This is a genomic window from Rhizobium sp. AP16 (assembly GCF_000281735.1).
GTDB classification, from domain to species: domain Bacteria; phylum Pseudomonadota; class Alphaproteobacteria; order Rhizobiales; family Rhizobiaceae; genus Rhizobium; species Rhizobium rhizogenes.
On record NZ_AJVM01000088.1, the window covers coordinates 1 to 3,368 of the forward strand.

General features: G+C 64.8%; 1 protein-coding gene. It reads right to left on the reverse strand.

Annotated features, from left to right (window positions below; all coding sequences use genetic code 11):
* On the reverse strand, nucleotides 1-3,368 hold a 3,368-nt coding region (locus tag PMI03_RS29690; protein WP_007703169.1), incomplete at both ends, for an S-layer family protein.

Sequence of the window (3,368 nt, forward strand, 5' to 3'; positions counted from 1 at the left end):
TTGGAGCCGGTCAGACCGGCCGTGATGCTGGCGCCCTGACCAAGCACGGTGGAGTTGGCCACACCATTGTCGGTCGCACCGTTGCCGATGACCGACGAGGCAGCACCCGTTGCCGAAGCACCGAAGCCACCTGCCAGAGCATTGGCACCGGACGATACCGGCTGCGTCGAGGTCACCGAGCTATCGGAGACGAACGGACCAGCCTTGCCGTTGGTGATGTTGTTGACCGCCGTGTTGGTCGCATAGAGCTGCGAACCGTTGACCGCATCCGTCGAAGTGCCCGACAGCTGGCCGGCCGCGACGTTGGTGATCTGGCGTTCGGCACCCGGAGCACCCACGCTAACCACGCTGGTCGGTGTTGCCCCTGCGAAGTTGTAAGTCACGCCCTGAATGGTCGTGCTTGCCGTCGGCACCGCCGCCGCCGTCACCGAGCCGGAGCCCAGCGCCACGTCGCCTGCATTGTTGGCAACGGCGTTCGGGCCGATCGCCACGCTATCCGTACCCGTTGCTGTCGAGTCCGGCAGTGTCGAGTTGGAGTGGAAGTACTTGATGCCGCCGCCATTGACGATGTTGTTGACCGTGGTGCCGACTTTGCCGACTTCTGTGTTGGTCGCGAACAGCTGGCTGCCGTTGATGGCATCCGTGCTGCTGGCGCTGACACGACCTGCCGCCACATTGGTGATGGTGCGTTCCGCGCCCGGAGCACCGACGCTCAAGGTGCTTGTCGGTGTTGTCCCGGCGTAGGTGTAGGCGTTGCCGTTGATGGTGTCGCCGGTCGTTGCCACGACTGCTGCCGTGGTGCTGCCCGAGCCGAGTGCGATGTCGCCTGCATTGTTGGCGACGGCATTCGGGCCGATGGCCACGCTATCCGTACCCGTTGCCGTCGAGTCCGGCAGCGTCGAGTTCGAGTGGAAGTACTTGATCCCACCACCGTTGACGATGTTGTTGACCGTGGTGCCGACTTTGCCGACTTCCGTGTTGGTCGCGAACAGCTGGCTGCCGTTGATGGCATCTGTCGAGGTGGCGCTGACGCGGCCTGCCGCGACGTTGGTGATGGTGCGTTCTGCACCAACCCCTCCCACGCTCAGCGTGCTGGTCGGCGCAGTGCCTGCATATGTGTAGGCATTGCCGTTGATGGTATCGCCAGTCGTTGCCACGACTGCTGCCGTGGTGCTGCCCGAGCCGAGCGCCACATCGCCGGCTTGTGCACCGGCGCTGGCACCAAAGCCGAGCGCAACTGTATTCGTCTGGCTAGCGACTGACGACTGGCCGCCTGCGAAAGAACCAGCCCCCGATGCCGTGGAGCCCGCACCGATGGCGGTCGAGATATTAGCGGTAGCCTTCGCCTGAGTGCCAATTGCTACCGAATCACGCCCCGAGGCTTGCGGGCCGCCATTGAACGCATTGCCGATGGCAATACCGCCGGCATTCGTCGCTTGACCGGATCCGATGGCAATCGCCGAATTGATCGCAGCGTTGCCCCCTGATGCCAGGGCACCAGAGCCTAGCGCCACATCGTAACCGTTGCTCGCCTTGGCGCCGCTACCTACGGCGGTACTGTTTGCACCAGCAGCGTCAGCGCTTACACCTGCGGCAAATGCATCGGTGGCAGATGCTACAGCCTGCGGGCCAATGGCAATCGCATCCGTTCCGGTCGCAGAGCTGTCAGCCAGCGTCGAATTGGCGTGGAAGTATTTGATGCCGCCGCCGTTGACGATGTTGTTGACCGCGCTGTTGGTCGCAAAGAGCTGCGAGCCGTTGATCGCATCCGTCGACGTCGCGGTGATCTGACCGGCCGCCACGTTGGTGATCTGGCGCTCGGCGCCGACCGAGCCGACGCTGACAACGCTGGTCGGCGTGGCGCCGGCAAAGTTGTAGGTCGTACCCTGGATGGTCGTGCTTGCGGTCGGATTGGGCGCTGCCGTCACCGAGCCGGAGCCCAAGGCGACATCATTCGGGTTAGCCGCAGAGGCTCCGGTACCCAATGCTAGCGCCCCGACACCACTCGATGCGGCATTGTAGCCGATCGCCACCGAGGTATTCCCGGACGAATTCGCCGAGTCGCCGACCGCGACGCTGTGGTCGCCGCCGCCACTTGCGACAACGCCGACCGCGACGGCGCTGATACCTGCGGCCGTCGATGCCTGACCAAGAGCGGTGCCGAAAGCACCCGTCGCCTTGGCCTGCACACCGAGAGATGTGGCACCGACACCGGATGCGACCGAGGCCTGGCCGATGGAGGTGCTGAAATCACCGCTCGAGGTGGCCTGCACACCGAAGGCGGAAGCATCAGCCCCAGTCGCCTGGGAAGCCTGGCCGACAGCCACGGAATAGACGCCGCTTGAGGTCGCACTATCGCCGACCGCAACCGAGCTGATGCCCGAAGCAAGAGACGTATTGCCCACCGCGGTGGCATGGTCGGCGGAGGCCGAGCTGTTGTTGCCAAGCGCGGTGGAGTTTATGCCGAAGCCGTTGGAGTTATTGCCGATTGCGGCAGCTCCCTGCGCGGTCGCCGAAGCGTTGGTGCCAATGGCCAGAGTATTGTTGGCCGATGTCGTGACGTTGCTACCCAACGCCAGCGAACCGATGCCGGTCGCCGTATTGTTGGTACCGATGGCAAGTGCGCCGTCGCCGGTTGCACTGTTCTGGTTACCGAGGGCGACCGCACCCGTACCATTCGCCGTGTTCTGGTTGCCGAGGCCGAGGGAGCCGTTGCCGGTCACCGTGTTGTTGTAACCCAGGCCTACCGCACCCTGACCGCTGACGATATTCGGGTCACCGATGGAGACCGCGCCGTCGCCGGTCGCCTGGTTGCCAAGGCCGATCGCCACGGCGGCGCCGCTGGCGGTCGAAGCGTTGGCCGATGCATTCTGGCCGATCGCTATGCTCGAACCGGTGGAGCCGGCGTTGGCGCCGTTGCCGATCGCGACAGTACCGACACCGTTGGAAACCGCATTCGGTCCCACCGCCACGCTGTCCGTCCCGATCGCCGATGAATCCGGCAGCGTCGAGTTGGCGTGGAAGTACTTGATGCCACCGCCATTGGTGATGTTGGTGACCGCGGTGTTGGTGGCGAAGAGCTGCGAGCCGTTGACCGCATCCGTTGAGGTGGCCGAAAGCTGACCGGCCGCGACATTGGTCAGCTGCCGTTCGTTGCCTGCCGTTCCGAACGAGACGACCCCAGTCGGTGTAGCCCCGGCGAAGGTGTAGGCCGTGCCGCCGATGGTGGCGCCGGACGTCGGGACTGCCGCCGCCGTGGCGGCCGAACCCTGACCGATCGCCACGTTGGAGCCGGTCAGACCGGCCGTGATGCTGGCGCCCTGACCAAGGACGGTGGAGTTGGCCACGCCATTGTCGGTCGCACCGTT